The sequence below is a fragment of the Cohnella mopanensis genome (assembly GCF_022352055.1).
Classification (GTDB): domain Bacteria; phylum Bacillota; class Bacilli; order Paenibacillales; family Paenibacillaceae; genus Cohnella; species Cohnella mopanensis.
The window spans coordinates 83,299-108,213 of the sequence record NZ_JAKRWM010000015.1; the positions used below are offsets into that span (position 1 = coordinate 83,299).

20 protein-coding genes are annotated in these 24,915 nt (G+C 48.9%); 19 read left to right on the top strand and 1 reads right to left on the bottom strand.

Going from position 1 to position 24,915, the window contains the following annotated elements; all coding sequences use genetic code 11:
* Positions 1-140: 140 nt before the first annotated feature.
* Positions 141-1,001, bottom strand: coding sequence for an AraC family transcriptional regulator (locus L3D05_RS20875; protein ID WP_239618269.1), 861 nt, complete (start codon positions 999-1,001; stop codon positions 141-143).
* A 450-nt stretch (positions 1,002-1,451) separates the two neighbouring features.
* Between L3D05_RS20875 and L3D05_RS20885 the strand changes: the two genes are divergently transcribed.
* From L3D05_RS20885 to L3D05_RS20975, 19 genes are all read left to right on the top strand, one after another.
* Positions 1,452-3,092, top strand: a complete 1,641-nt coding sequence (locus L3D05_RS20885; protein WP_239618270.1) for a sensor histidine kinase — start codon at positions 1,452-1,454, stop codon at positions 3,090-3,092.
* 1 nt (position 3,093) lies between these two features.
* Entirely contained in the window at positions 3,094-4,701 is a 1,608-nt protein-coding gene (locus L3D05_RS20890; protein ID WP_239618271.1) for a response regulator, read from the top strand.
* A gap of 207 nt (positions 4,702-4,908) precedes the next feature.
* A complete protein-coding gene (locus L3D05_RS20895) occupies positions 4,909-6,258 on the top strand; it encodes an ABC transporter substrate-binding protein (RefSeq protein WP_239618272.1) in 1,350 nt (449 codons plus the stop codon).
* An 82-nt stretch (positions 6,259-6,340) separates the two neighbouring features.
* Positions 6,341-7,225, top strand: a complete 885-nt coding sequence (locus tag L3D05_RS20900; protein ID WP_239618273.1) for a carbohydrate ABC transporter permease — start codon at positions 6,341-6,343, stop codon at positions 7,223-7,225.
* Between the two features lie 85 nt (positions 7,226-7,310).
* Entirely contained in the window at positions 7,311-8,048 is a 738-nt protein-coding gene (locus tag L3D05_RS20905) for a carbohydrate ABC transporter permease (protein ID WP_239618274.1), read from the top strand.
* Between the two features lie 107 nt (positions 8,049-8,155).
* On the top strand, positions 8,156-8,761 hold the full coding sequence (locus tag L3D05_RS20910; RefSeq protein ID WP_239618275.1) for a YhcN/YlaJ family sporulation lipoprotein: 606 nt from the start codon (positions 8,156-8,158) through the stop codon (positions 8,759-8,761).
* A gap of 316 nt (positions 8,762-9,077) precedes the next feature.
* Positions 9,078-10,640 carry a response regulator gene (locus tag L3D05_RS20915; RefSeq protein ID WP_239618276.1) on the top strand — a complete coding sequence of 521 codons (1,563 nt, stop codon included), beginning with the start codon at positions 9,078-9,080 and terminating at the stop codon, positions 10,638-10,640.
* 11 nt (positions 10,641-10,651) lie between these two features.
* On the top strand, positions 10,652-12,406 hold the full coding sequence (locus tag L3D05_RS20920) for a sensor histidine kinase (protein ID WP_239618277.1): 1,755 nt from the start codon (positions 10,652-10,654) through the stop codon (positions 12,404-12,406).
* Positions 12,407-12,520: 114 nt separating this feature from the next.
* A complete protein-coding gene (locus tag L3D05_RS20925) occupies positions 12,521-14,236 on the top strand; it encodes an extracellular solute-binding protein (RefSeq protein ID WP_239618278.1) in 1,716 nt (571 codons plus the stop codon).
* A 192-nt stretch (positions 14,237-14,428) separates the two neighbouring features.
* On the top strand, positions 14,429-15,301 hold the full coding sequence (locus L3D05_RS20930; RefSeq protein ID WP_239618317.1) for an ABC transporter permease: 873 nt from the start codon (positions 14,429-14,431) through the stop codon (positions 15,299-15,301).
* 20 nt (positions 15,302-15,321) lie between these two features.
* Positions 15,322-16,239, top strand: a complete 918-nt coding sequence (locus L3D05_RS20935) for a carbohydrate ABC transporter permease (RefSeq protein ID WP_239618279.1) — start codon at positions 15,322-15,324, stop codon at positions 16,237-16,239.
* Positions 16,240-16,479: 240 nt separating this feature from the next.
* On the top strand, positions 16,480-18,834 hold the full coding sequence (locus L3D05_RS20940) for a glycoside hydrolase family 95 protein (RefSeq protein ID WP_239618280.1): 2,355 nt from the start codon (positions 16,480-16,482) through the stop codon (positions 18,832-18,834).
* Positions 18,831-20,252: a family 43 glycosylhydrolase gene (locus L3D05_RS20945; RefSeq protein ID WP_239618281.1), complete on the top strand. Its 1,422-nt coding sequence runs from the start codon at positions 18,831-18,833 to the stop codon at positions 20,250-20,252. The genes L3D05_RS20940 and L3D05_RS20945 overlap by 4 nt, the downstream gene beginning before the upstream one ends.
* 309 nt (positions 20,253-20,561) lie before the next feature.
* Positions 20,562-20,786, top strand: a complete 225-nt coding sequence (locus tag L3D05_RS20950) for a helix-turn-helix domain-containing protein (protein WP_019422432.1) — start codon at positions 20,562-20,564, stop codon at positions 20,784-20,786.
* A 205-nt stretch (positions 20,787-20,991) separates the two neighbouring features.
* On the top strand, positions 20,992-21,378 hold the full coding sequence (locus L3D05_RS20955; protein WP_239618282.1) for a cupredoxin domain-containing protein: 387 nt from the start codon (positions 20,992-20,994) through the stop codon (positions 21,376-21,378).
* Between the two features lie 242 nt (positions 21,379-21,620).
* Positions 21,621-21,782, top strand: a complete 162-nt coding sequence (locus L3D05_RS20960) for a cytochrome c oxidase subunit 2A (RefSeq protein ID WP_239618283.1) — start codon at positions 21,621-21,623, stop codon at positions 21,780-21,782.
* Between the two features lie 17 nt (positions 21,783-21,799).
* Positions 21,800-22,273, top strand: a complete 474-nt coding sequence (locus tag L3D05_RS20965) for a cytochrome c oxidase subunit II (RefSeq protein WP_239618284.1) — start codon at positions 21,800-21,802, stop codon at positions 22,271-22,273.
* A 13-nt stretch (positions 22,274-22,286) separates the two neighbouring features.
* Positions 22,287-23,939: a b(o/a)3-type cytochrome-c oxidase subunit 1 gene (locus L3D05_RS20970; protein ID WP_239618285.1), complete on the top strand. Its 1,653-nt coding sequence runs from the start codon at positions 22,287-22,289 to the stop codon at positions 23,937-23,939.
* 173 nt (positions 23,940-24,112) lie between these two features.
* A complete protein-coding gene (locus L3D05_RS20975) occupies positions 24,113-24,835 on the top strand; it encodes an SDR family NAD(P)-dependent oxidoreductase (RefSeq protein ID WP_239618286.1) in 723 nt (240 codons plus the stop codon).
* Positions 24,836-24,915: the final 80 nt, after the last annotated feature.

Sequence of the window (24,915 nt, forward strand, 5' to 3'; positions counted from 1 at the left end):
GTGAGCAAATTATAGAACTTCCAGGTAGGAGTAGTGGATAGAGGGGCAGGCCAAGATTCGCAAATGTTAACCAATTAAATAAAGAGCGCTCCGCGAGGGGCGCCTTTAAATGTTGCATTATATACCACCGTATACCGAAATCATTTGCCTTGAATACGGTATGATCTCGGGGTTAGTCCAGTCACTCCTTTAAAAGTCTGATAAAAATGTCGCATACCCTGGAAGCCACAGGCTAGTGCTATCGTTTCGATGTTGTCATCCGATGAGAGAAGCAATTCCTTTGCTAGGACGATTCGTTTGGTGTTCACGTAATCGGTCACATTCATGCCAGTGAGTTGCTTGAAGACTCGCGAAAAGTGGGCGGAACTGATGCAAGCTTTGTCAGACATATCCGAGAGTCCGCCGCATCCGACAGGGTCGCGGTCAATGTCAAGCAAAGCGTTCCGGATCCATTGGGGACCGATTCCGGTGATAGGCGAGGACGTTTCTTTCGTGAACGGATGTCGGCTTAACTCTATCAATAATTGCTGCAATTGAAGCCGTTGCACATGACGATAACCGAGTTCTTTTGCTTTGTGTTCGCTAATCATTGCGTTGATTGCAGCTTCGAATTTTAGCCGGACCGGTTCGGATAAATCGATTTTATATTGTTTCTTTTTTCGTGCAATTTCAAAGCATCTGAGAGGTTCGTATCCATCGCCAAGCGAGTCCGTTTGGACGAAAGACGGCGCGAAAAATATAGCGGATGAAACGATAGGTTCGGCTGCTGAAGGAAATGCACGGTGAACAGTATTGCCAGGAATGAGGAAGAAGTCGCCCGGTCCTTTTTCGTATAAGGCGTTGTCGATAAAGAACAGGCCTTTACCCTCGTGAATGTACACCAGTTCAAACAAGTCGTGCAAGTGATCCGGAAGCTCATTCTCGGAGTAGCGAATACCTTTGAAGACTAAATCGAACGGAAAGATCGGATCGAGCAAAAACGTCTTACGAATCGGTTGCACGAGGTCAGCCTCCTAAACAGCATCTTTGCAACAATAATAACATCAAAATCGGATATAAAGCCGCAATTGTTTGACATATAAAACTTCCTATTTGATATGTAAAATAAGTTTCAATACGAGAGGCGAGGACTTCATTAGAATTGATGCCCACCGGCATTACTGGTCGATGTCTCGTAAGGATTACGGATGGATTACCCGGCAACTTCCGGTATTGTTTAGAGACTATTTACGCCAGCATATTTAAAAAAATTATGCTCAAATGCTAGGGAGACTTAAAAAATGAAAGGACTCTCAAAATATCTCAGTGGGATCTCCATCAAAAATAAACTCTTTACTACAAATATTTTGATCATTGTCATATCCGTTTCAACACTTGCTTTTTTCGCCAATCGTGTCTCACAGAACGTCATTATCAAGAAAGCGATGAATGATTCGTCGAGAGAACTTATTTTGATTGACAATAATTTAGGAACGTTAATATCGACAGTGGAGGATTATTCGAAAATATTGGCGACGGATTATAGATTGCAGAACGAACTGTACAACGATCTGTTGGCGCATAAAGACTTCTCTGAACAAGGAAAAGTTAAGGGATTGGATAGTTTATCCACGAAGAAGACATTCTCTGAAGTGATCAGTAACATCGTAGAGCCAAATACGAATATCAAAGGGGCAAGTATTCTCACTGCCAATCATCAATGGATCGATGTAGGAAACGCTGATAGCGAGTTTGTATCTAAAATATTCGGTAACAGTCCTACAAGCGATACACATTTCAATAGGCCCTTTTGGACAGGACTGATTAATTTCAAATTTATTTATGAAGGAGATGACAATGTTTTTGCCGTGTCTAAAACGGTGGTCCATAAAGATACCGGCAAAATCATAGGTTTGGTTGTTTTATATGTGAAGGAATCGGTTATTTCCTCTATTTACGAAAAGAAACCTAAATACAAGGGCGGCGAGTTTTTCATTCTCGATCGATACGGGAAGATCGTTTCCAGTCAAAATAAAGAAATATTGTATCGGGATTTCAACCAGGTAACCTCTATCTCGATTCCCGATTCGCAGGATGGGGATACCAGCTACATTAGAGATGTTGGGAGCCAAAAGATGCTGGTATCGATTAATCGTTATGAACCGTTGCAATGGTCGATTGTAAGTGTTGTACCGCTTGATGAAATAACCGTGGAGCGGAAAGAAATAAATAAATATATTATGCTTATCGGCATTATATGTTTACTGCTCGCGCTTATTTTCTCCTTCCTGCTCTCGCGTTCTATCACAAGGCCTATCTTCCAACTGTCCAAGACAATGAGACATGTTCGGAGTGGAATGTTGGACGTCAGAAGTTCGTACCAATCGAAGGATGAGATCGGATATTTAAGCGACGGCTTCAATAATTTAATGGACCGTATTGAAGCGCTGATGGCTGAGAATGTAGAGAAGCAGAGGACAAAGTCGGAAGTTGAGTTCAAATTGCTGCAATCCCAGGTTAAGCCTCATTTTTTGTACAATACGGTTGAAACGATCATATCGCTTATCAAGTTGGGTATGAGAACGGAAGCCATTGCTGCGGCGAAATATATGGCTGATTTTTATAAAATTTCGTTAAGCAAAGGCAACGATTTTATTTCGATAAAAGAAGAGATACAGTTAACGGAAAGTTATTTGGAAATCCAACAATTGCGGTATGTGGAATATATGGAATATACGATGGCTATCGATGATGAGATTCTGAAATGCTCCATCCCGAAGCTTACGCTGCAGCCGATCGTTGAAAATGCTATTTACCACGGATTGAAGCGAAAAACGGAAAAGGGTTTGCTGCGAATAACCGGAAGTCGTTGCGGTGATGACGTGATCATTGTCATTTGCGATAACGGTGTGGGGATGGAAGATGCGCAAATCAAGAGAATAGTATTGGAGTCCGACAGATCCCAGGAAAGCGTGAGCTTTGGAGCTAAAAGCGTTCATAATCGAATTCGGATGCTTTACGGAGACAGATACGGATTAAAGGCCGAAAGCATTCTAGGTTCTTATACTAAGGTTATGATCCGTCTGCCGTTCATGCAAACCCAGGAGGAATGACATGTACAAAGTACTGGTTGTGGACGATGAATATTATTTCAGACAAGCATTGAAAGTTACGCTGCCTTGGGAGGAGTTGGGTTTTCAAATCGCGGGTGAGGCGAAGAATGGAGAAGAAGCGCTTGCTCGAATGTCTGAAATTGAGCCAGACGTTGTCTTGGTAGATATCAATATGCCCATTATGGACGGTATGGAGTTTATTCAGAATGCCATTCGAAGTGAGCGAGACGCTAAATTTATCGTACTGACCGGACAAAGCGAATTTGCATATGCCAAACAGGCTGTGCAACTCGGAGTGTTTAATTACGTGCTTAAGCCGATAGACGAGAAGGAGCTTCAAGACTCTTTACTTGAAATAAAAGATCTGATCCAAAAGGAGCGATCCGTAAGGCTAGAGTTGAACACACTGAAAAAGCAGGCAAAAGAGAATATACCTGTTTTGAAGGATCGATTGCTAAATGAATGGCTGCAAGGCCCTAACGTCAAAATTCCCTCCTATACCACGGAAAGGTTACATTATTTGGGCATTCACTTGAAAGCCCTTAGCTATCTAGTAGTCGTAGTCGACATTGATTCAATAGAAAATTTTGTTTCCGAAGAGGACAAGCAGATTTACAAGTTAGCCGTTCAGGATATAGCTCAAGAATTTATTACGGTCGATTATCAGTTTACCAGCTGTTATGATACGAACGATCGGTTCGTGATGATTATTGGTACTGAAGAGGGACTTTGCGACAAAATGGAGTTGCTATGCGAATCAATTCGAAAATCGGTCCAAAAGAATTTAGCTTGCACGGTAACAATCGGTATCGGCAATAGGTATTTTGATCTTGAGTCGATAAGCGTTTCTTACAAAGAAGCGATCTATGCCCTGAGACATCGGTTCTTATTGGGAGGGAATCAGGTCATTTCTCATTCCATGATCTCTGAGTCAGGGATGAAAGCCAGTCTATTCTCCTTAGAAAGGAGAAGTAGTCTATTAATGTGTTTGCGGGTCGGGAATCTGTCCGAGACAGAGGGATGGATCACAGAATTTTTCCAGGACGCGATTTCCAAGAATGCCTCAATGGAAATGTTTCTTGTTTCTGGTCTTGAAATGGTGTCCACTTGTCTGGAATTTTTAGATGAAATGTCGCAAAGCTTTTACCGGATCTTCCAGGATACGGCACGACCGGATATTTTTCATATATTCCAAAATATGGACTCCTATAGCCAACTAGAGAGTTGGATTCGTTCCTTTATTCTGAAAGTGTTGGCTCATGTTCATGACAAGAAACAATCCAGGGCGGTCAAAGTGGTGGAAGAGGTAAAGTTGTATATTCAAGGCCATTACGGAAACGAGGAACTGCGAATCGAGGATATCGCAAAGAATGTGCATATGAATTACAATCACCTTTGCTATGTGTTCAAAAGGGAAACCTTCGTCACGATCAACGAATATTTGACCGAACTACGCATCACCAAAGCGAAGGAAATGCTCGACCAAGGCATACAAAGTGTTCAATACGTCGCGAGCCAGGTCGGTTACGCAGATGCTAATTATTTTAGCAAATGCTTTAAAAAGTACATAGGGGTCGCACCCAGCCAGTATATAAAAAATATCCAATAGCATAATCCCGTTAAACGGGGCTTGGAGACTCGTAATCTGAGAGGCTTCATGCGTCGTTTTTTAGTTGTGACCGACAATATTCCTTGCATACTGAGAATATTCTCTGTAATCGGAAAAGGAAAGTCCGTACTATTAAATCAAGGTTGAATACGCTTACAAAGCTGAAGTCTACCTTAAAAACAGTTACTTGATCAGGGAGGTCAATCAATGAAAAAGAAAGCGAAAGTATTAAGCGTTACATCAATGGCAGTCACAATGCTTCTTAGTTTAGCGGCTTGCGGATCGGATAACGACAATCCGTCGGCAAGCAATACGGCAAGCCCGACGGAACAGAGTTCAAGCAACACAGGGAACGGAGAGAAAGTGAAGCTTAGAATCGTAACGCTTACGACGGATGAAAATCGCAATAACATCATGGAGCAGTATATCAAACCCAACGTTGCCAAGGCGCTTCCGAATGTGGAAGTGGAATTCGAACCTGGCGGCGGCGGCGAAGACATGGCGAACAAATTGAAAACGTACAACTCTTCCGGTGATATGCCAGACGTATTCTGGGATGATGCGGGGTTCTTCATTCCGTTGAACAATACGGGCAGCATTATGGATTTGACCCCATACATTACCAAGGACGGATTCTTGGATAAGTACGACGTGCCCGGCGCGTTGAAGCATATCGACGGCAAGATTTACAGCTTGTCCTCCGGATCTGACACCTACTTTACGCCTGTTATCTTCTATCATAAAGATATGTTCGAGAAGGCGGGGGTGAAAGTTCCGACAACGTTCGACGAATTGCTCGAGGCATCGAAGAAACTTAACGCAAATGACATGGTGCCGGCGGTTACTCCTGGTAAGGGAGGCTGGGGACCGCAACTTTTCTTGCTTCAACAAATGGTTCAAATCGGCGACCCTCAAGCGATGGAAGACCTTGTGAGCAATAAAACGGACTTTAACAATCCGTCCGTTAAGGCCGGCGCATCCCGTATTGAGCAATTGGTTAAGGCGGACTTCTTCCCGAAAGGCATTGCCAATCTTGACTACGGTCCGGCCATGGAGATGTTTACCTCGAAGAAAGCGGCCATGCTGATGATGTTTACTTGGGAACTGCCGAATCTGGCGAAAGACGATACGGTTGATTTCTTCCCGTTCCCAAGCGCCAGCGATAAGTACGATTCTGCAAAACACGTACAGTACTGGGGTTCTCCTTTGAACGGATACGCGGTCAACGCGAAGACCAAACATCCGGAGGAGGCGGTCAAGCTAGCTGAATTCCTTGCGATGATGGATGCGAAATATTTTGAATCCAAAGGTGCGCCGGTGTCATTGAACACGGGCGATGCGGCGCCGGAGCCAGGTCCGCTTATGAAGAAATTCATTGACTGGTACAATCCTATTCCTACGAAAATTCCTTCTCTTGCACTAAACTCGTTGGACGCGAAGGTATCTGCAGAGTTGGGATCGCAAGGAGCAAGCTTGTTGACAGGCGAATATTCTACTGATCAATTTATTGAGGCGATGCAGAAGGTATGGAGTCAAAATACGTGGTTTAATCAATAAGAAATAGGCGTTTAATGGTGGAATAGCTCATGCCCCTCAATACCTTGGGGGCATGAGTATTAAATAAATGGTGGAGAGCGCTATGAACAAGTATTACAGTACCAAGATGTCCATATTCGTGTTTGCTGCACCGGCATTGCTGTTATTCACCGTTTTTTGCGTATATCCTCTGTTTCCGGAAATATGGATGAGCTTGCATAATCATGACGGCTTCCGAAATTTGGGGTTTGTCGGACTAGACAACTACAAGGATATGCTATCTTCTTCGTCATTCTGGCTTGCCCATAAGAATACGTACCTTATTGTTGGAATTTCGGTATTGATTGGGCTGCCTCTTTCCTTGATGCTGGCCCTGTTCATGGATGTACAGAATCCGAGGTTTCGGCGCATCTTCAAAACGTCGGCCATGTTTCCCGCCATTTTGTCGGTAACGGTCGTCTCGCAGATTTGGGTGTCCTTTTATGATCCTAACTGGGGACTATTCAATACTATTCTGAAATCAATTGGTCTTGAGTCCTGGACCCATTCATGGTTAACGGAACGTAAAACGGTGATGCCCAGTATCGGACTGAGCTTCCTATGGCAATACATTGGATTGAACGCCATGCTATTCTATGCGGGAATTAAGACCATTCCCAAAAATTACTATGAAGCGGCATTAATTGACGGTGCTAACTTTGTTCAAGTATGCATTCGAATTACGATTCCGTTGCTACAAGATATAACCAAATACGTATTGATCCTGTCCACGTTAGGTTCCATGGCCTTTTACGCGCAAGTCCGAGTTATGACTGCCGGAGGCCCAGGCGACACGTCTAGAACGGTCGTCTATCAAATGTATTACACAGCCTTTGGAACGTCTGAATTCGGTAAAGGAACGGCCATAGCGGTTATCTTTATCCTGGAATGCCTCTTGATCTCCTTTCTCATTCAGCGATTCGTTGCAAGAGAAAAATTAGAGTTCTAGGGGGAGAGTTATGAAAACTATAAGCCGCGTCTTTTGGCTTCTCATAAGTTGCACGTTTTTGTTTCCTTTATATTGGATGATCACGATGTCGTTTAAGTCTAAAGCCGAAGCTTATAGTAATCCGTACGGCATCCCTCATAATTGGGATTGGGGAAACTTCGGGGATGCGTTGTCACAGTATCATTTCTTTAAGTACCTCCAAAACAGCTTCATTTATACCATAGGAACGATAGTCGTTACGTTGGCGGCAGGCAGCATGCTCGCCTATTGCTTAAGCCGAATGCAGTGGCGATTTAGCGCGATGACGCTGTTTTATGTTTCCTTGGGTTTGATCGTTCCCATTGAAGTCGTCTTAATTCCACTATTTCAATTGGTGAAACTGTTGCATATCAAGGATAGCTACTTGGGTCTCGTTTTGCCGTATTCCGGGTTCGCGATCGCATCCTGCGTTCTGATGCTATACGCTTTTCTCCGTTCCCTGCCCAAAGAGCTGGAAGAAGCTGCGTGCATGGATGGCGCGAACGTATATCAAACATTCCAGAAAATCATTCTCCCGATTATCATGCCTGCGTTGGTGACGCAATGCGTTCTGCTTTTCATGCGTATTTGGAACGAGTTCCCGCTGGCCTTCGTCATTGCTTCCAAAGACGACTTCCGCCCGTTAACCGTCGGTTTGCTTGATTTTTTCGTTAGCGTCGGCGTTTCGGACTGGGGGCTTATCGGAGCATCCATGCTTCTATCGAGTTTACCAACGATCATCGTATATATGCTCGGAAATGAAAAAATTGAGAACGCGTTGACGGCAGGCGCTATTTTGAAGTGAACATTCAGTCAAGCTTGCGCATCTCGAATAATTCCAATCCACAAGGTGCACCCTATGGCATAGCGGATAACGCTTATCCATTCCTAATTTAAGGGGGCATTATACTCGTGCGTAAAGGAATGATTGTCACTTCCGTCCTATTGTCATCCGTGATCGCTTTGACGGGATGCATGGGAAAGACGGGAGATTTAGGTAACAAGAACATTCGACCTAATTCCGTCCGAGGTTACAATAACGTAACGGGTAACGGGATTAACAACAAAATGCGTTTTGCCAACGATCAAGACAATGCGCAGAACCGGATGTACGGGGAAAGGAAAATAAATAACAATGTGATCGGCATGCATGGGAATTCACGCATAGAGATGAGCGATAAAATCGCCGACAAGATCGCGGCGATACCAGGCATCTCCTCGGCTTACGTGATGATGACCGATCATAACGCCTATGTTGCCGTTAAGGAAGAAGACAAAGCGAATACGGGCCATTCCGCGGTAACGGATGCCGTGAAGGACAAGATCGCGGACCATGTCAAGTCGTTGTCGCCTTCGGTAGGGAACGTCTACGTCTCCGCCAATCCGGATTTTACCGGGCGGATGGAAGGTTATGCGCACGACGTAAAAGCAGGTCATCCGATTCAAGGTTTAATAGTCGAGTTCAACGCGCTTGTAGAGCGGATCTTCCCTGCTCACTCGGGCACGAGACACCGTTAATTCGGTTACCGATTGAACGAAAGCCGAGATCAAAGCAGCGACTTTGATCTCGGCTTTTTGCTGTCGAAATCCGCTGATCCATCCGCTATCCGGTTCAACGAATGCAGACTGCCGGCAACTTGCCATGGGTCGATTCTTTATTCTACCGAAGCAAGATAGGTTCGAAACACATTCGCATACAAATTGTCTGCGCTTTCATAGTTGAAATCGCCGGTATGTTGAAACAATGCAATTATCTTTACTTTTTTAACCGGACAATACAAAATGTATTTTACATTCACCGATCATAATGAAGCACTCTCTAGGAGGAAGGCAGATGCATAAGGTACTGATCGTCGATGACGAGATTTTCGTACGCAAAGGGTTAATTAACCTGCTTGATTGGTCGTCGCTGCAATTTGAGATATGCGGCGAAGCTGAGAACGGCGTTGAAGCATTGAACCTCATTAAGCAATTAACCCCGGATCTCGTGATCGTAGATATACGAATGCCTGTGCTTGATGGCCTGGAGCTCATCCGCCAAGTCAATGAACAGGGAGAGCATCAGCCGGTATTTATCATTTTAAGCGGGTATCCCGATTTTTCTTACGCGCAGCAAGCGTTCCGTTACAATGTGTCGGACTATATTCTGAAACCGGTCAATGAACAGGAGCTTACCTCTACCTTGAAGCATATCGCGGTTACGCTGAATCAGCAGCAGCTCCTATCGATGACAAGGGAAAAACCGCTTGTCGAGATGATCATCGAAAGCTTGATCCAGGCCGAACCCGACGAGCAGGTGATGACCCTCATTGCGAAAACGCTTGAGCTTCCCATCGCCTCCTCTTATATCTATATCATTGCTGAAGTACAGGATAAGCTGGCACATCATGAAGTAGACTACATGCCCCAATTACTAACGCTTCTCAAGCGGTATTACCGACTAGAAGAACAACCGCTTCTCATTCATGTACGCGAACACAATCAATATGGATTTATCGTCCCCGCGCAAAAGCATGAGGAGCGAATCGATGATCAGCGGATAGGCTGCATGAGGCTGCATCAATATCTGGAGAGAGGGCTTGCCACGAAAGTCGCTTTGTTCGCAGGCCATAAGGTCGATCACTTGGGTAAGATCGTTCATTCCCGAGTCAGCGCTGACGAATGCTTGAATTATCGTTTTGCCGCAGGCTTTAACGGCGTATTCATGGCAACGGTGCTGCTAGAGCTGCCCTTATACTATTTCGATGTTGATGAAGAACTGCACAGCAAGCTGATGTACGGGATTGAGAGCTATCACAAGGAAGGTTACACAAGCGGGATTGACGCCATTTTCACTGCTTTTCAGGAGCGGTATTTCGCTCCGGGCGCAGTTGCGAATACCGTACGTCGAATTATGATCGCGACGATCAATATGATCCGCCAACTGGCAGGAGATGAGAAGGAGCTGGCCTCCTTGGAGGAGTTGCTCAACTGGCAGACCAAATACCGTAATCTCGACCAGCTGAAGCAGGTATTCCTGAATTTCCTGGAGGAAGCTGCCGAGTATATTGCGGAGAAACGAGGAGAGAAAGGCGAAGGCAATATTGAAAAAGTGAAAAAATATATCGACGGCCACTATAGAGAAAACATCTATCTGAAGGGCATCGCCGCCGATTTCCAGATGAACCCGATCTATCTTGGACAGCTGTTCCGCAAAAAATACGGTATGTACTTCAATGAATACCTGCTCTCGCTGCGGATTGAAGAGGCCAAGCGGCTGCTGCGGCAAACCAAAAAGCGCATGTATGAGATCGCGGAGCAGGTCGGATTCCAGAACGCGGATTATTTTGCCGCACAATTTGAGAAGCTTGAGAAGATGACGCCTACCGAATATCGGAATCGGATGATCGAACAATGAGGAGGGCCGTCATGCTTACCTTTGGATTTAACAACTTGAAGCTGCGAAGCAAGCTCATTCTGATCTATGTCATCTGTGTGTTCTTGCCGATTGTGCTGACCAACGTGACGTTCTATCATGTAACAACAATCAACATTAAGAACCAGAAGACGGCCGATGCAGAAGAAGCGATTACGCTATTGCAATCCAAAATCGGAGCTTTGATTGACGATGCTGCAGGCATTGCTTATCTGTATTCGATTGACAGTCAGCTTAACAATCACCTGAATATCGAACATACATCGAATGAAAACTACGTAGCGTCGCTTAAGAGCATATCGAGTATATTCAATCGCGGTGAAATGGAAGACAAAACGATCAGCTCCATTACGATCATGAGCGATAATCCGACCATTCTAGCCTCGAGTCATATTATCAAACTCGAAGATGAAATACGAAACACGGACTGGTATCGACAAAGTAAAAATTACAGCCGTACATATCCCCATCTGTATGTGACGCACGACAGGATCAGCGTAATTCAAAAGCTGTCGGATCCACGTTATGAGGCTTACGAGAATGTGGTCAAAATCGACCTGAACACGAACTATATTAATCAGGTTATAAACTTGTCTGCCTTTACAGGCGATTTCTACCTGATCGATCCCGATGATCAAGCGCGCTATGGTCGTCTGGCGAACGGTCAACCCAGCGAGGGGATCACTGCTGACCAGACGCTGGCGCTCCATGATATTCCGAAACCCGACAAGCCGATCGTGATTACCAAGCCCTATCAATCGAGTCGTTATTTGGGAAACTGGAAAGTATACGGCGTTCTTGATGAAGAGAAAATCTTGTACGACGTCAGGCAATCCGGTCAGTTCATCCTGTGGTTCGCCGGGATTAACTTCCTGGTTCCGACAATTGTCATCCTCATACTCTCGCGTTCGATCCATTCGCGCATTCAGAATATTCTCCGGCACATGAAATCGATTAAGGGCAAAGACTTCGAACGAATTCCATATCATCGGGAACGAGATGAAGTAGGCGAGCTTGCCGTCGAATTCAATCGCATGAGCTCGCGGATCGAGAACTTAATCAATGATGTCTATGTGGTAGAAATTCAGAAGAAGGAGCTGGAGCTGCGGCAGAGACAAGCCCAGCTGCATGCGCTACATAGTCAGATCAACCCTCATTTCTTGTTTAATTCACTCGAGACGATCCGGATGCGTAGTCAGATGAAGGGTGAATCTCAGACAGCCAAGACGATTCAGAATATGGCGACAATCTTCCGGAAGTCTATCCTATGGAAGCGAAGTTTCGTGACGATTCGCGAGGAACTGGAGTTAATCGAGTGCTTCCTGGAAATACAGAAGTATCGGTTCGACAGCAAGCTCGAGTATCATATCGAGGTTGCTCAATCCGTCATGGACATTGAAATTCCTAAGATGGCATTCTTGCCCTTCGTGGAAAATGCGAGTATTCACGGCATCGAGAACATACCTGGCATTGGTTATATTACGATTCAAATTGCGCAAGAGCAGGATGAGATTGTGTTCATCATCTCGGACAATGGCGTGGGCATCGAACAAGAGAAGATCGATGAGCTTTACCGCTACTTCGAAGAAGATGCAGCCATGGGCGACTCCATAGGCATGAAAAATGTCATTACCCGTCTCAAAATCTGTTACGGTGAATCGTTCAGCTTCGCAATCGCCAGCGAACGACATAAAGGAACGCGGATTACGCTCCGGTTGCCGATCGTTCAAAAAAAAGAAGTATTCTAAGTCAAATCTCAACTATTCAAAGACGAATCTAAGGTTTGACATATAACAATGACAAGGCCTTTCTTCTATACTCAAGATGCTTAACAACTTAGGAAAGAGAAGGGGGATTTAACAGTGGTCAGAAAAAAGTGGCTGCTAACCAGCCTCGCCGTAGTCACGGCGGCAACACTCGTTCTAGCTGGTTGCTCGTCGAAAAAGGACGAAGGAGGAAAGAATGCAACCCCGGGTACTAACCCAAGTAATAGCACGACAACCGAAAGCAAGGCGCCAGAGGCAAACAAGGATCCGGTTACGTTCACGTACTACGGATTCGGAACGAACATTGACGTCCTTGCAAGCGAAACGACAATAGGCAAAATCCTTCGGGACCAAACAGGCGTCGATTGGAAAATGGAATATGTTGTCGGAGATACGAGCACCAAGGCTGGCGTCATGATTGCCGGCGGCAAATATCCCGACGTCATTTCTCCTGTGGACCAGCTTCCCAAGCTGTTGGATGCAGAGGCATTTATCCCGCTGAATGATCTGATCGAGAAATATGGCCCTAACATTAAGCGAGTGTACGGTCCTTATATGGACAAGATCACTAATGAGGATGGCAACATCTACATCCTTCCGTTCACAGCCAATATCGGGGGCTACTTGATGGATCCTGACGCGGGCAGCAACTTCTACATTCAACGCAGAGTGTTGAAAGAATTCGGCTACCCGCAAGTGAAAACGCTTGATCAATACATGGAACTCATCGAGAAGTATCAAGCGAAATATCCGACCGTAGACGGCAAAGACACGACTGGGTTCCTGACCTTCGCTGGCGAACCGGGTCAGTTCTATACGATCACCAACGCTCCGATGCACTTGGCCGGATATCCGAACGACGGCAACGTATTGGTCGATCTGGAGACTCATGAAGCCAAGCTCTATATGGGCACCGAATATGAGAAGAAATGGCTCCAAAAATTGAACGACATGTACCAGAAAGGCCTGGTCGATCCGGAATCCTTCACGGCGAACGGGGACCAATTCAAGGCAAAGCTGACTTCCGGCCGCGTGCTCGGTTTCGTCGGTTACATCTGGCAGATGGCTGATGCCATGAATAACCTGAAGACGGCCGGAAATGACGATCTTCGTTATGTATCGCTTCCGATCGTGTTCGACGAAAGTATTACCGATGCTTATATGGATCCTCCTTCCTTCGTTAACAATCGCGGGCTTGGCATTAGCGTAAGCGCTAAAGATCCTGTACGTATCATTCAATATTGGGACAACCTGCTCAAGGAAGAGAATCAGAAGCTTGTGATGTGGGGAGAGGAAGGCGTTACGTACTCCAAGAATGAACAAGGTCGGTTTGTCATGAGCAAAGAGCAATTGGTAAATCGCAACGACAATGACTTCAAACGCAAGTACGGCTTTGCTTACTTTGAATATGAATGGCCGCGTTACGGCGACAACTCGGTATACGAGGACGGCAATGCGCAGAAACCATTCAGCCAGCCTGAGGTAGCAGACGTCAATTATACGGATGGCGATCGTACACTACTTAAGGCTTACAATATCGATACCTTCTCCGGCTTCTTCGCGAAACCAGTGGAAAGACCATGGTATCCTGCGTGGAGCATCGAGAAGGCGGAAGGTTCTCCCGAACAGATCTTCAATCAGAAAGCCGGAGATCTTCAGCAGAAGTACTTTCCAAAGCTTGTGCTCTCCAAAGCGGGTCAGTTCGATTCCGTGTGGAATGATTACATGAAGGACTTCGGCAAGTTGAATGCTGCCGGCTTCGAAGCGTACATGACCGGCAAGGTGAAGGATCGTGTCGCAGGTAAATGGTAATCAGCGCAGCAAAATAGGAAATCTAGACGGGAAAAGTGAAGTCATTCACTTTTCCCATCTAAATTCTTAGGTCATACAAGATGATAGAGAAGGGAGACGAACCGAGTGGAGAAACATGCTGTGCAACTAACAGGATCAACTTCTGACGATTCGCGCCTAAGAGCTTTTTTTAGATCATTATCCAGACAAAAGATGTTGATGCTGATGTCTATCCCTTTTCTTGTATGGCTGATTGTATTCAAGTACGTTCCTCTCTGGGGATGGATGATCGCCTTCCAGAAATTTAGACTGAGTAAAGATATATTCGACCAGACCTGGGTTGGATGGGACAACTTCAAATTACTGTTCAAAGAAGAACAGTTTTACCTCGTCTTGCGCAATACGCTCGTCATGAGCTCGATTAATCTCGTACTCGGATTTATAACCGCGATTGTATTGGCTCTACTCCTGAATGAGCTCCGCAAAGTTTTCTTCAAGAGAATCGTACAGACGATCAGTTATTTGCCGCACTTTATCTCGTGGGTTGTTGCCGCGAATATCGTTCAGGCGGCGCTTGCGCCGGAAGGTATTGTCAATATTCTGCTGCTTAAATTACATCTGATCGATAAGCCGGTCTTGTGGATCGGCATCGGAGAATATTTCTGGGGTATTCTTGGCGTGACGGAAGTATGGAAGAACGTAGGCTGGAATACGATTATCTACCTGGCTGCCATTACGATGATTGACCCTACTCAGTATGAAGCAGCCGAGATGGACGGAGCGTCACGCCTTAGACGGATATGGCATATTACGCTGCCAAGCATGAAGCCCGTCATTGTCATCTTGCTCATCATGAATTTGGGCAATATCCTGGAGTCCGGATTCGAGCCGCAATACTTGCTTGGCAATGGCATGAATATCGAATATTCGGAAAATCTTGATATATTCGTGCTGAAATACGGTATACAGATGAATAACTTCGGCTTGGCGACAGCCGCCGGTATATTCAAGACCGTAGTCAGCTTCATCTTCCTTATCGCTGCCAATAACCTGGCTAAACGGCTTGGTGAGAGCAGATTGTACTAAATGAAAGGCGGCGATATGCCATGATAACCAGAACCTTTCGAAACTCTTCGATGAGCGATCGGATATTCGATATTTGCAATTACATCTTCATGAGCTTGCTGATTATCGTTACGTTGTATCCGTTCGTGAATATGTTCGCCTTGTCGTTCAACGATGCCAACGACTCGATTCGCGGCGATATCTACTTATGGCCGCGAGAATGGACGCTCAGTAACTATGAGTATGTATTCGGTCAAGCCGACATCTTCTTCGCCACATTCATCTCCGCGGCGCGGACGATCATCGGAACGATCTTATCCGTAATCTGCACGGCGATGCTGGCGTATACGATTAGCCGCCCGGAATACAAATTGAAGAAATTCATATCCATTAGCTTCATCTTCACGATGTACTTCAGCGGCGGCTTGATTCCCAACTATCTGCTCATTAAAGAGCTCAGCATGCTGAATAGCTTCTGGGTATACATCATTCCCGGCATCATCGGCGTGTTCAATATGATTGTCATTCGTTCCTTCATTGAAGGCTTGCCGGATAGTATTATGGAATCTGCCAAAATCGACGGAGCAGGAGACTTCACCACTTTCTTCCGCATCGTGCTTCCGCTGACCGTACCGGCTCTTGCCACCGTATCTCTGTTCGTGGCTGTCTATCAATGGAACTCCTGGTTCGACGTATTCCTGTACAATTCTTCGAGCCCTAAGTTAAGTACGCTGCAATATGAATTGATGAAGTTACTCGCCTCGTCCAACACGACAGCCGGAAGCGGCTCTGCAGCAGACCACTATGCTGCCGCATTGGGCGGCCATACGCAGATCGTTACGCCTACTTCGGTTCGCGCCACCATGACGATCGTGGCGAGCCTGCCGATTATTATGGTCTATCCGTTCCTGCAGAAGTACTTCGTCAAAGGTATGGTTGTAGGCGGAGTTAAGGGGTAAGACGGGAAGTATTGGAGGTGCTTCGATTCTCTCCTGGTGCCGTTTCGATACTTTAAGTATCGAGGCGGCATTTGCATTGTAGCGCTCGATGACGCTGCATCCGAATTACATCAGCAGTCTGTTCAAGAAAGAGACGGGCGACACGTTCGTCAATTACTTGCTAAGGTATTCAAGAAGTATACGGGCATGACCCCGAGCGCTTATCGGGAAGCGGAGCAGAAGTAGGAGGACAGAATGCGGATGCGAGAACCAATCTATGATTACGAGGACAAGTTAATGTACCGCTCTCCTGCACGGGAGTGGAATGAGGCGCTGCCGATCGGCAACGGTCGCCTGGGCGCGATGATCTTCGGCGATCCTGGCGCGGAGCGCTTGCAGTTGAACGAGGATTCCTTATGGTACGGAGGACCGAGGGATCGGCATAACCCCGATGCCCTGGCGCATCTGTCGGAGATACGGGAATTGATCCTCGAAGGCAAGCTGCGGGAGGCCGAGCGTCTCGCTTCGCTGGCGCTGACCGCCATTCCCGAGACGCAGCGCCATTACGTTCCGCTCGGCGATCTGTTCCTGAACTTCGAGCATGCGTCGGACATTACGGATTATGAGCGGCGGCTCGATCTATCGGAAGCGGTCGTACGTATCTCGTATACGGCGGGCGGGGTAACGTTCAGCCGCGAGCTGTTCGCGAGCTATCCGGACGGGGCGATCGCGATCCGGTTGACGGCGGACGTCCCCGGCCAACTATCGTTCACCGCCAGAATGGGTCGGGCGTATTTCCGTTATGTCGACCGTATTCACGCGGAGGACGGCAATACGATCGTGATGAGCGGCAACAGCGGCGGCGATGGCGTCCGATATTGCGGTGCGCTCGTCTGCAAGCAGGAGGGCGGGCAGTCGCGTACGATCGGGGAGCACCTCGTCGTCACGAATGCCGATGCCGTGCTGCTGATCGTGACGGCGGCGACGGATTATCGCGAGCCGGACCCGGAGGAGGCAGCTCTCGGCAATGCCAGGCGCGTCGCCGAGAAGCCGTACCCGGAGCTGCTCGCCGCGCATATCGCGGATTATCGGACGCTGTTCGACCGGACGAAGCTGCGGATCGGCCTAGAGCCGCGCTTGCGGGTTGAGGACACCTCGAAGCGCCTTGAAAGGTTACAGGCAGGGGGCGACGATCTGGGGGTCGCAGCGCTGTACTTCCATTACGGCAGGTACCTGCTGATTGCCTCCAGCCGGCCTGGATCATTGCCCGCGAACTTGCAGGGTATCTGGAACAAGGACATGCTGCCCGCATGGGACAGCAAATACACGATCAACATTAACGCGCAGATGAATTATTGGCACGCCGAGAGTTGTTATCTATCGGAGTGCCACCTCCCGCTCTTCGATCTTATCGAGCGCATGGTTCCGAACGGGCGCATCACCGCGCAGGCGATGTACGGGTGCCGGGGGAGCGCGGCTCATCACAACACGGACATCTGGGCGGACACGGCGCCGCAGGATCTATGGCTGCCGTCTACGTATTGGCCGCTTGGGCTCGCATGGTTGTCTCTCCACCTGTGGGAGCACTACCGGTTCGGGGGAGACAGGGACTTCCTGCAGCGGGTCTACCCGATGATGAAGGAGGCGGCGGTCTTCCTGCTCGATTACATGGTCGAGCTGCCTGGCGGAGAGCTGGTTACCTGTCCTTCCGTATCGCCGGAGAATACCTATCGGCTGCCGAACGGGGAGACGGGCGTGCTCTGTTACGGACCGTCCATGGACAGCCAGATCGCGCGCGAGCTGTTCCGGGCATGCGTGGCTGCGGGAGAGCTGCTGCAGACTGACGACGATTGGCTGGGCGAGCTGCGGCAAGCGATCGACAAGCTTCCGCCGCACCGTATCGGTCGTCATGGTCAATTGCAGGAATGGTTCGAGGACTACGAGGAGATCGAGCTCGGACATCGCCATATCTCGCATCTGTTCGCCTTGCACCCGGGCACCGAGATTACGCCCGACGAGACGCCCGAGCTGAGCGCCGCTGCGCGCCGCACGCTGGAGCGACGCCTCGCCCACGGTGGCGGCCATACCGGGTGGAGCCGAGCCTGGATCATTAACTTCTGGGCCAGACTGCAGGACGCGGAAGCCGCCTACGATAACGTAACGGCGCTCCTGACTCATTCGACGCTGCCGAATCTGCTCGATAACCATCCTCCGTTCCAGATCGACGGCAACTTCGGCGGAACGGCGGGCATTGCCGAGATGCTGCTGCAGAGCCATCGGGAGACGATTCATCTGCTACCGGCTCTTCCGAAGGCATGGCCGAACGGCGAGGTGCGGGGACTACGGGCGCGCGGCGGGGTTACGGTGGACATCGCGTGGAAGGAAGGACGTATTCATGAAGCAGTGTTGCGACCGGATCGCGCAGGGACGTACCGCATTCGCTGCGACCACTTCGCGCGATGGTCGGTTGAATGCGCGACCGGCGAGCGGAGTACGTATGAAGGGAACATGGTGTCGATCGACGGGGAGGCCGGCGTCTCGATCGTGCTTCGGGCTTGTCCGGAAGCGGAGCAAGACACACTGTACATACCTGAGAATAAGGAGCGAATGTCGTGAACAAGAAGAAGCAAGGGTACAACCCCTATCTGCCGTCTTGGGAGTACACTCCGGACGGAGAACCCTATGTATTCGGCGGACGCGTATACGTGTATGGCTCGCATGACCGTTTCAACGGACACGCGTACTGCTTGAACGATTACGTCTGTTGGTCGGCGCCCGAGGAGGATTTGACGGATTGGCGATACGAGGGCGTCATCTATCGGAAGACGGATGATCCGCTTAATCCGGATGGAAGCATGTGCCTGTACGCGCCGGACGTGACGGTCGGTCCGGACGGACGGTATTACCTGTACTACGTGCTGGACAAAGTTCCCGTCGTATCGGTCGCCGTCTGCGACGAACCGGCCGGCAAGTACGCGTTCTACGGCTATGTCAAGCATGCCGACGGCACCCGTCTGGGGGAACGGGAGGGGGACGAGCCGCAGTTCGATCCGGGCGTACTGACGGAAGGCGGCGTTACGTATTTGTATACCGGCTTCTGCGCGATCGGAGACTGGTCCAGAAGCGGCGCGTGGGCCACGACGCTCGGCCCGGATATGCTGACCATCGTGGCGGACCCGGTCGTCGTTGCGCCAAGCGAGCCTTACAGCCAGGGCAGCGGTTTCGAAGGGCATGCGTTCTTCGAAGCGCCTTCCATCCGGAAGCGGGGAGACACGTATTACTTGATCTACTCCTCGGTCGTCATGCACGAGCTCTGCTATGCGACGAGCCGATCGCCGACCCGGGATTTCGTCTATCGCGGCGTCATTGTCAGCAATAACGATCTCCATATCGACTCCTACAAGCCGGCGGGCAAGCCGATGTATTACGGCGGCAACAACCACGGCAGCATCGTGGAGATCGACGGGGTCTGGCATATCTTCTATCACCGGCACACGAACGGAACCAACTTCAGTCGGCAAGGCTGCCTCGAGCCGATCGGCTTCCTTGAGGACGGGACGATTCCCCAGACGGAGATGACCTCCTGCGGTCCGAACGGCGGGCCGCTGGAGGGACGCGGCGAGTATGCGGCCTATCTCGCCTGCAATCTGTTCTGCAAGGAAGAGGCGCTCTACACGGGGGCGCCGGGAGAATGGATGGACAGCCGTTTTCCGAAGATTACCCAAGACGGCAAGGACGGGGACGAGGAAATCGGGTATATTGCCAATATGCGAGACTCGGCCACGGCGGGCTATAAATATTTTCGGTGCTCCGGTATTCGTACGGTCAAGATTAAAGTGCGAGGATACTGCCGCGGCGCCTTCGAGGTCAGAACGTCGTGGAACGGTCCGGCGCTCGGCCGCATTTCCGTCGGCTTCACGAACGTGTGGAAGGAATACGCCGCCGATATCGTCATTCCGGACGGCATACAGGCATTATACTTCACGTATACGGGCGAGGGCGGAGCAGGGTTGGCATCCTTCGCTCTGGAATGATCTAATGCCTGAGGCCGAACGCGAGCGCTTGCTCCAAGGCTATTCCTACGTCACGCATTCGCCGAATACGATAGCGGCATGAGTGTTCGTGCCGCTATTCTTCACGCTATTATACGAGAACGTAGTTTTGTATTATCAAACAAATTTAGGGGTCGGTTTTTCGCGTCGAAGCGCGCTTTTCTCTCCACGAATCGATCGCCCATTTTCTCCGACCTCCGCACCACTAGAAAAACCCTTTCATATGATAAAGTTGACTGTATCCCTATACCTTGTAATCACACATTCCCGGGCAAGGAGGGGTGACAAACGTTGAAAGGCAGCGACCATAAAAGCAAATTCCTACTCACCAATCGGGAACGCGAAGTCTTTGAACTGTTAGTGCAGGATAAGACGACCCGCGACATTGCGCAGCAGTTGTTTATCAGCGAGAAAACGGTTCGCAACCACATCTCGAACGTGATGCAAAAGCTGAATGTCAAAGGTCGTTCGCAAGCGGTTGTCGAGCTTATTAAGCTCGGGGAGCTAAAGATTTAAAGCAGCTAGTGGCAACTTCATTGTCGCTGAAACATCGGCGCAAGCCTTCTTTTTCGCTACCGGTCGGGTTGCGGGGGAGAAGGCTTTTTGATGTTCGCTCGGTTGTGTCAATATTGTTACGGTGTGAGACATATCACAGATGGTAAACTTCGCCGGTATTATGATGTGCTTGATCAAGATGATACCGATGGAGGGAGTTAGTCATATGAAAAAATGGATGGCGTTAAGCGGGTTGTTATTGGCGGTAATGTTAATTGCTGCGGGTTGCGGAGGCAAGAACAAGGAGGAAGCCAGCTCGTCTCCGGCAACGGAAGCAGGAGCGGCGGGCGGAACGAAAGCGATCACGATCGATGCCACGAACTTCAAATTCGACCAGAATGAAATCAAGGTGAAGAAGGGCGAGGAAGTCAGCATCACGCTCAAAAATAGCCAAGGAAACCATGCCATCAAAATCGAAGGCTATGATAAAGAAGTCAAAGGGAATGCCACAGTTACTTTCGTCGCGGACAAATCGGGAGAATTCAAATTTATTTGTTCCGTGTTCTGCGGTAAAGGTCATAACGAGATGACCGGCAAGCTGATCGTGGAATAAACGTAAGAGATGAAGTCCCATCAACCCCCATCAATGGTTCGCCGTTGATGGGGGTTTTAGATGGCGGTGCTACCAATCGGAGATGCCTGTTCAATTGCCCGGGAGGAGCGGTCGGCAGGTGCTGTCGCTGCCCATGTAACAATTCGTCCACAAGTGGGGACGAAGTCCCGTGATAATTGTCACAGTGCGGAGCGTCGATTGTTCTTACAATGAAAACAACTTGAGATCAGGAGGAATCCGGAATGCGTGATGATCGGACGGCAGCGAAGCCGCAGGATACAAGCTCAGCGCCTGAAACGAAAGAGCAATCGCTTAAAGGGACTTTCGTGTCGGTATTGCTGCTGGGAGCCTTTTTGGCGCTTGTCTGGATCGGTATTTTCGTTTTATTTATCGCACGAGATTAGAAGGGGGAAGACGCATTATGCACATGCATAAATTGGAGAAAATGTGGCTCGGCATCGGAGTATCCATGCTGGCCGTATTCTTGGTCGTGCTTGGAGTCATGACATTCTCGCAGGGGATCGCACCGCCCAACGAGCACGTTCATCATATCGACCCTACGAAAGTGAACGAAACGGCGCCGTTCGACAAGCCCGAATTGAAGCAAATCGGAGACAACGAATACGAGGCGGTCATGGTCGCATACGCGTTCGGCTACGATCCAATGGAACCGATGGAGGTGCCGGCAGGCGCTACGGTCCACTTCAAAGTAACTTCGTCGGATGTCGTGCACGGGTTCGAAATTCCCGGTACGAACGTGAACGTTATGGTTACACCGGGCGAAGTGAGCCAAGTAACCCATACGTTCAACAAACCGGGCGAATATTTGATCCTATGCAACGAGTATTGCGGGATTGCCCATGAAATGATGAAAACCACCCTCGTGGTGAAATAGGAGGCCGCATCCCATGACTACGACTCAAACTAAACCATTCGACCGGAAGGACGGCCAACTGGTACTTGCCCATATTCTGTTTGCATTCGGAGCGCTCCTAATCGGAGGCATCGCAGGAATGCTGCAGGGGATGGTCAAAGGCGGCACGATCACTTTGCCGGCCAATATCGGGTATTACGAGCTGCTAACCGCGCATGGCGTATTGATGGCGCTCATCTTCACGACCTACTTTATCGTCGGATTCCTTTATTCGGGAGTTTCACAGACGTTAGGGGGCAAGTTGCTTCCCTTAACTAAGAAGCTTGGATGGATCGGATACGTCCTCATGTCCGTCGGGACGCTTATCGGCGTCGTCGTTATCCTACTAGGCAAAGCTAGCGTGCTCTATACGTTCTATGCGCCAATGAAAGCATCGCCGTATTTCTATATTGCTCTTGCTTTAGTCGTCATCGGCAGTTGGTTAAGCGGTTTTGGCATTTTCTATCAATACATTCAATGGAAGAAAAGCAACAAGGGAAAGTTGTCCCCGCTATTCGGTTATATGTCCGTAATCACCATGCTGTTGTGGCAGATTGCCACGATCGGGGTTGCGCTAGAAGTAGTGGTTCAGCTCATTCCATGGTCTTTCGGATGGGTGGAAACGGTTAACGTGGTGCTGAGCCGTACGTTATTCTGGTTTTTCGGTCACCCGCTTGTCTACTTCTGGCTGCTTCCGGCTTATATTTGCTGGTATGTCATCATTCCGAAAATTATCGGCGGCAAAATATTCAGCGACTCGCTTGCCCGTATGTCCTTCGTATTGTTCTTGTTGTTCTCGATTCCGGTTGGCTTCCACCATCAATTGATGGAGCCGGGCATTAGCCACTTCTGGAAATACCTGCAGGTCGTCCTGACTTTCATGGTCGTAATTCCGTCCCTGATGACGGCATTCTCCTTATTCGCGACCTTCGAGCTTAACGGAAGATCGAAAGGCGCTAAAGGGTTGTTCGGATGGGTAAAGGTGCTGCCATGGAAAGACGTCAGGTTCTTCGCTCCGTTCATGGGGATGTTGATCTTTATCCCGGCGGGCGCGGGCGGGTTAGTAAATGCCAGTAACCAAATGAACGCTGTCGTTCATAATACGCTTTGGGTTACCGGACACTTCCATCTTACGGTTGCGACAAGCGTCGCGCTTACGTTCTTCGGTATCGTTTACTGGCTTATTCCCGTCGTTACGGGGCGCGTGCTTACGCCGCGAATGAACCGGCTGGGCATTATTCAGACTTTAATCTGGTGCATTGGGATGTTCTTCATGTCGGGCTCGATGCACACCGTCGGCTTACTGGGTTCTCCTAGACGTACGGCATACAATACTTACGACGATCATCCGGACGCAGTTCTATGGATGCCGTATCATGTCGCAATGGCAATCGGGGGCATCATTCTGTTCGTCGGAGTCGTGCTGATCATCTACAATATCATTTCATTGATGCGCGCTCCGAAGGGGGAGACGGAGTATCCGATCGGCGAGGTGTCCGAAGGTTCCGAACCGACGCCGCGTTTCTTAGAAAATTGGAAGCTGTGGATTACGCTTACCGTCATCTTGATCGTAATCGCTTATTCGATTCCGATCATCGACTTGATCGGCAATACGACCCCGGGATCTCCGGGTTACGTAACCTGGTAATTCGAAACGGGATGGAGAGGGGATAAACCTTCTCCATCCCGTTTTTTTGCATAAGCCTGCCTAACGGAGCGTCGAACGCTAGCCGTGAGGCAGGCTTTCCGCGTTCCGATGGAGAACTAGAGCATTGTGTCTTATACTTGATTTCTAGATCACGATACATAGGAGGAATAAGGATGGACAAAGTCGCTTGCGTAACGGGCACGGATTACGGACTGGGGTTAGCGTTAACCGCCGGTTTGCTGAATAAAGGGTATAAGGTATTCGCGGGACGGTACAATACCGAGGACACCGTGGGATTAGCGGAATTAAAAGGCCGTTATGCGGATAAGCTCATGACCGTGCATATGGATGTATCCCAAGATAAGAGCGTACGGGCAGCAGCCGCTTGGATCGGCGAGCGGACGGGTAAGATCGATCTATTAATCAACAATGCTGCAAGGCTCGGCGATATTGAGAGCACGATCTATGACGAGCTGCAATTCCAAGAGATGCTCGATGTCTACAATGTGAACGCGATCGGCTCGCTACGGGTGACGCAGGCCCATCTGGAGCTCGTTCTCCGATCGGAAGGGAAAACGATTCTGAACATTTCGTCGGAAGCGGGCAGCATCGGTCAATGTTATCGGACGAATTGGTTTGCGTACAGCATGTCCAAGGCCGCGCTTAACATGCAGACGGCATTGCTCCGCAACCAGCTCCAGCCGCAAGGCGTGCATCTTCTGTCCGTTCATCCGGGATGGGTTCAGACTCATATGCAGGGTAAACTCGACGCGGATGCGACTTATACGCCGGAGCAGGCGGCAGCTCATATTCTGGCGCTGGCGGATGACCCTGAGCTTATCGGCCGCGATACGCAGGCTTACGTGGATTTGCTGGGGAATCCTCTTCCATGGTGATGGGATAACACAATAAAGCACAATAAAAAAGCTATCCGCGGGGATTTACAAGGATGCGGAAATGAACGAAAATGAAGTTC

What these genes read in the sequence shown, in the direction of transcription:
- L3D05_RS20920 (WP_239618277.1), top strand. Translation starts at nt 10,652, where the DNA reads ATGCTTACCTTTGGATTTAACAACTTGAAGCTGCGAAGCAAGCTCATT.
- L3D05_RS20930 (WP_239618317.1), top strand. Translation starts at nt 14,429, where the DNA reads ATGTTGATGCTGATGTCTATCCCTTTTCTTGTATGGCTGATTGTATTC.
- L3D05_RS20890 (WP_239618271.1), top strand. Translation starts at nt 3,094, where the DNA reads ATGTACAAAGTACTGGTTGTGGACGATGAATATTATTTCAGACAAGCA.
- L3D05_RS20970 (WP_239618285.1), top strand. Translation starts at nt 22,287, where the DNA reads ATGACTACGACTCAAACTAAACCATTCGACCGGAAGGACGGCCAACTG.
- L3D05_RS20965 (WP_239618284.1), top strand. Translation starts at nt 21,800, where the DNA reads ATGCACATGCATAAATTGGAGAAAATGTGGCTCGGCATCGGAGTATCC.
- L3D05_RS20935 (WP_239618279.1), top strand. Translation starts at nt 15,322, where the DNA reads ATGATAACCAGAACCTTTCGAAACTCTTCGATGAGCGATCGGATATTC.
- L3D05_RS20915 (WP_239618276.1), top strand. Translation starts at nt 9,078, where the DNA reads ATGCATAAGGTACTGATCGTCGATGACGAGATTTTCGTACGCAAAGGG.
- L3D05_RS20960 (WP_239618283.1), top strand. Translation starts at nt 21,621, where the DNA reads ATGCGTGATGATCGGACGGCAGCGAAGCCGCAGGATACAAGCTCAGCG.
- L3D05_RS20905 (WP_239618274.1), top strand. Translation starts at nt 7,311, where the DNA reads ATGTCGTTTAAGTCTAAAGCCGAAGCTTATAGTAATCCGTACGGCATC.
- L3D05_RS20900 (WP_239618273.1), top strand. Translation starts at nt 6,341, where the DNA reads ATGAACAAGTATTACAGTACCAAGATGTCCATATTCGTGTTTGCTGCA.
- L3D05_RS20940 (WP_239618280.1), top strand. Translation starts at nt 16,480, where the DNA reads ATGCGAGAACCAATCTATGATTACGAGGACAAGTTAATGTACCGCTCT.
- L3D05_RS20895 (WP_239618272.1), top strand. Translation starts at nt 4,909, where the DNA reads ATGAAAAAGAAAGCGAAAGTATTAAGCGTTACATCAATGGCAGTCACA.
- L3D05_RS20955 (WP_239618282.1), top strand. Translation starts at nt 20,992, where the DNA reads ATGAAAAAATGGATGGCGTTAAGCGGGTTGTTATTGGCGGTAATGTTA.
- L3D05_RS20975 (WP_239618286.1), top strand. Translation starts at nt 24,113, where the DNA reads ATGGACAAAGTCGCTTGCGTAACGGGCACGGATTACGGACTGGGGTTA.